4 protein-coding genes are annotated in these 3800 nt (G+C 33.8%); 2 read left to right on the forward strand and 2 right to left on the reverse strand.

Features of this window, described 5'->3' with window-relative positions:
- Window positions 1-224 precede the first annotated feature (224 nt).
- Both mlaD and JR053_RS05055 read right to left on the reverse strand, forming a co-directional pair.
- Entirely contained in the window at window positions 225-680 is a 456-nt protein-coding gene (gene mlaD, locus JR053_RS05050; RefSeq protein WP_010404199.1) for an outer membrane lipid asymmetry maintenance protein MlaD, read from the reverse strand.
- 2 nt (window positions 681-682) lie between these two features.
- The gene (locus JR053_RS05055; RefSeq protein ID WP_010404196.1) at window positions 683-988 is read right to left on the reverse strand and encodes an NADH-ubiquinone oxidoreductase subunit NDUFA12 family protein; all 306 of its coding nucleotides are present in this window, start codon (window positions 986-988) and stop codon (window positions 683-685) included.
- Window positions 989-1052: 64 nt separating this feature from the next.
- Between JR053_RS05055 and JR053_RS05060 the strand changes: the two genes are divergently transcribed.
- Both JR053_RS05060 and rodA read left to right on the forward strand, forming a co-directional pair.
- Complete coding sequence (locus JR053_RS05060) at window positions 1053-2501, forward strand: proton-conducting transporter transmembrane domain-containing protein (RefSeq protein ID WP_029237649.1); 1449 nt, start codon at window positions 1053-1055, stop codon at window positions 2499-2501.
- Between the two features lie 45 nt (window positions 2502-2546).
- On the forward strand, window positions 2547-3650 hold the full coding sequence (rodA, locus tag JR053_RS05065) for a rod shape-determining protein RodA (RefSeq protein WP_029237648.1): 1104 nt from the start codon (window positions 2547-2549) through the stop codon (window positions 3648-3650).
- Window positions 3651-3800 lie beyond the last annotated feature (150 nt).

Raw genomic sequence — 3800 nt, forward strand, 5'->3', positions numbered from 1 at the left:
AAACCTTTTTTGATAGTATGCATATTGCTTATCAGAAAAATATTGATAGCATTAAACAGGATGCTGATTTTGGTTTTGACTTTGTTAATTCTTCTGTCAGTTAATTCATGCCTGTCAGATCAAGTCTAAACTATTACATAATTCAAACGCTGAACAACTTCAAGCTATTGATAGAAAAATCCCTTAATTGTACATAGGCCAAGTTGGCTTATGTGTTCTTATTCTCACTTTGTAAACATGCCAATAATTTTATCCATTATTCCGCCCATATTTGCTTCAGCTTGAGTGTGTGCTATCTTACCACCGTGTGAAATTAATTTGGGATCTGCGCCAGGTGATATATTAACAAATTTACTACCAACAACTCCACTGCTAGTGATTAGGGCTGAGCTATCAACTGGGAGTTTTATATCCCTACTTATACACATGTCGATTCGTGCTATGTAGGTAGCTTTGTCGAGTGATACACCAGTTATGCTTCCGACTTCCACACCAGAGATCTTGACACTATCACCAACTCCTACACCGTTAGCATCAGTAAAAAGGCCATGTATTTTATAACAATCCTTATAGTTTTTCTTTATGTAAGATAATTTATCAATAGCGAAGAAGATAAGAAAAACAGTAAAAATTAATACAAATGAACCAGCAGTTATTTCAAGTATATTTGACCTTCGCATCTTTAGTTATTAGGATTCCAGCTTTCATAGTAATTTTTCACCTTTTGGTTTGGGTAGTATGCATCTTTTGTACCTGTTAAATTAGGAATTTTTCTTTTGTTATTATTCACTGGTACTGCATTATCAGTATAATGCAGCCATATATGCCATGCTGGAGGAATTGTTGTAGGCTCAGAAACATTGTCATATATTACCCATCTTTTTCCTTTACTTGATTCATAGTAAGAATTTCCGTTTTCGTCCCTTCCTATAAGTTCACCTTCTCTCCGCAATAGGCTCGTTACTGCATTATAAATTTTAGACAACATAAAGGTGTTAAAACAAAAAGTATTATATATACTAATACTTTAACGATGTATTAACAACAGTTTAATGCAATTACCAATTCTACAAGTTATTATACCAATAATTGCATCGATGTTCTGCTTTCTTACCAGGAAACATAGGGTGTCCTGGTTTATCTCTTTTTTTACAACGGCAGCTACTTTCTTTATTTCATTAATGTTGCTAGTGAAAACATACAATGGTGAAATTATAACTTATTATCTTGGAGATTGGGCTCCTCCATACGGAATAGAGTTGAGAATCGACATATTGAACTCCTTGATTCTAACTTTGGTGAATTTTATAGCGCTGATTAGTGTGCTTTATAGCTTTCATATTAATGAAAAAGAGATTAGCAAAAACAAAATCATTGGTTTTTATTCTCTATTTTTACTGTGCTTGAGTGGATTACTCGGAATTTTAGTAACAAACGATATATTCAACCTTTATGTCTTTTTAGAAATTTCATCTCTTTCTTCTTATGTTTTAGTTTCAATGGGAAGGGATAAGAAAGCTTTAGTTGCAGCATTTGAATACCTCATTAGTGGTACTGTAGGAGCAACATTTTACTTGTTTGGCATCGGCCTTTTATACTCTATGACCGGAACGCTCAACATGTCTGACATGGCTGAAAGAATAGTACCATTATACGATAATAACATCATAAGACTTGGTACATTATTCATTTTTGTTGGTCTCTCAATCAAAATGGCACTGTTTCCACTCAGTAAATGGCTAGTTAATGCGTATAGTGAAGCACCAAGCTTCATTAGCGTATTCTTTTCAGGTACAGTAACCAAAGTGATGATATATGTTTTTATCAGAATCTTTTACAATGTTTTTCAGCAAAATTTTTTCTTACCACTGCATAATGTGATAATTATCCTCGCACTTTGCGCTATTGTATTTGGATCAATATCTGCAATAATCGAAAAAGATATAAAAAGACTGTTTGCTCACTCCAGTATCAGTCAGATTGGCTATATACTTTTAATGCTGGGTTTAAATTCAAAATCAGGTTTGTTTTCAGCAGTTCTTCACATAGTAAATCATAGCATGATAAAAACGTCTTTATTCATGGTTGCAGGGTGTATTTCTTATAAATTTGGTATGACAAAGATAGAAAATTTGTCAGGACTAAAAAAGTCAATGCCCTATACAACACTCGCATTTACTCTACTTAGTTTAGCATTAATCGGTGTACCCTTGACAAATGGCTTTGTAAGTAAGTGGTATATGATGCAAGCAATTCTTGAATCTCATGCATGGATTTCCCTTGCAGTTTTTGCTGCTGGCTCTTTTCTTGCACTAATATATATGTGGAGGGTGGTAGAGAAAATGTATTTTGAAAATAGCGCAGCATCAAACACTGAAATGACACTTAATGAGGTACCATTACTTATGCTCTTTTGTCTATTATTTATGGCAATTTTAACGATAATAACTGGGATATATAGTAGTCCAATTCGTTTGGTAATTAATAAATTTGCTTTTTGATTTTCTTATGTTTTATTGTATCTAAAAGTCTGTAAAGTTTTCGCTGTGGATAAGCTGAAGAAGATTCACTTATTATTAGTCATGAACGTAATAGCTCTGTTTTGCGTTGGCATTGTTGTTCAATATTCTTCTGCTGGAGGAAAGTGGGCTCCATTTGCAATTCACCAATTGGTCATATTCTCTTTCTTCCTTTTGCTTGCTATAGCTATGTCATTTATAGAGCTAGATTTTTATTTGAAGCACGCTTATTTTTTTTACATAGCAGCAGTAATTGCGCTGTTAGCAGTAAATTTTTTTGGCTCGCATATAATGGGTGCAACGAGATGGATAAGAATTGGGTCAATTAGTTTACAACCATCAGAATTTGTAAAAGTGGGCTTAATACTTGCACTTGCTCGTTATTTTAATAAACAAAGTGTGTATAAAATGATGAAATTTCAAAGTTTATTTAAGCCACTTATAATTATTTTCTTACCTGTATTCCTTGTATTGAAGCAACCTAATTTAGGAACAGCTGTAATAATATTGTTTATAGGAGCATCAATTATATTCACAGCAATAATGGAAAGACCTCATTTAATAATTTTTGGAACGCTTGGCATTTTCGCAATACCAGCTATTTGGCCTTTTTTGCGCCCTTATCACAAGCAAAGGATATTATCATTTTTGGATTCATCAGTAGATCCACTTGGAATAGGTTATAATGCACAGCAATCTCAAATAGCTATTGGTTCAGGAGGTTTGTTTGGTAAGGGGTTTGTTAATGGGAGTCAAACTCAACTTGGATTTTTGCCAGAGAAACGCACAGATTTTGCTTTTGCGGTACTTAGTGAGGAATGGGGGTTCTTAGGCAGCATGGCTTTGATTTTACTCTATACCACATTGCTTGCTATAATATTCTCCATTGCTTACAGGTCAAAAAATTACTTTTCTAAGTTAATATCTATCGGGGTTTTCGCCTTTTTTGGTGCTCATTTCTTTATAAACATTGGAATGACAATAGGCCTATTACCTATAATAGGTGACCCACTTCCATTTCTATCCTATGGCGGAAGCACAACTGCTGCGAGCTTAATATGTATAGGATTGCTACTTAGTTCCGTGACATCTACAAAGGACTTAAAGCTAAGTTTCCGATTTCACCCATAGAAAGAGCTTAGATGTAATAGTTTAGACTTGATCTGACAGGCATGAATTAACTGACAGAAGAATTAACAAAGTCAAAACCAAAATCAGCATCCTGTTTAATGCTATCAATATTTTTCTGATAAGCAATATGCATACTATCAAAAAAGGTTT

The sequence above is a fragment of the Wolbachia endosymbiont of Nasonia vitripennis genome (genome assembly GCF_048054115.1).
Taxonomy (GTDB): Bacteria; Pseudomonadota; Alphaproteobacteria; order Rickettsiales; family Anaplasmataceae; genus Wolbachia.

Excerpts from the sequence above, each read along its gene's own strand:
- mlaD (WP_010404199.1), bottom strand. The coding sequence starts at position 680 with ATGCGAAGGTCAAATATACTTGAAATAACTGCTGGTTCATTTGTATTA.
- JR053_RS05055 (WP_010404196.1), bottom strand. The coding sequence starts at position 988 with ATGTTGTCTAAAATTTATAATGCAGTAACGAGCCTATTGCGGAGAGAA.
- JR053_RS05060 (WP_029237649.1), top strand. The coding sequence starts at position 1,053 with ATGCAATTACCAATTCTACAAGTTATTATACCAATAATTGCATCGATG.